Source organism: Mycobacterium sp. 050272 (assembly GCF_039023525.1).
In the GTDB taxonomy this organism is placed as follows: domain Bacteria; phylum Actinomycetota; class Actinomycetes; order Mycobacteriales; family Mycobacteriaceae; genus Mycobacterium.
Map to the genome: position 1 here is coordinate 1 of NZ_JBCHKV010000072.1, position 206 is coordinate 206.

The following is a 206-nucleotide window of genomic DNA, read 5'->3' on the forward strand; positions in this document are numbered from 1 at the left end:
GTTGGTGCGGGGTTGGCCGCGGTCCAGATGTGGTGGGGGGATCCATTCGGTGTGGCCGTTGGGGTGTTTGCGGGTGGTCCAGCCGCGGGGTTGCAATAGCCGGTGGTGGGAGCCGCAGGCCAGGGTGAGGTTGTTGATGTCGGTGGTGTGGCATTGGGCGTAGTCGGTGATGTGGTGGACTTCGCAGTAGTAGCCGCCCACGGTGC

1 protein-coding gene is annotated in these 206 nt (G+C 65.5%); it reads right to left on the reverse strand.

What is annotated here, in order from left to right; translation table 11 throughout:
* Positions 1-206, reverse strand: a 206-nt coding sequence (locus AAHS21_RS32020; protein WP_342931269.1) for an HNH endonuclease signature motif containing protein, incomplete at both ends; no start/stop codon positions are given.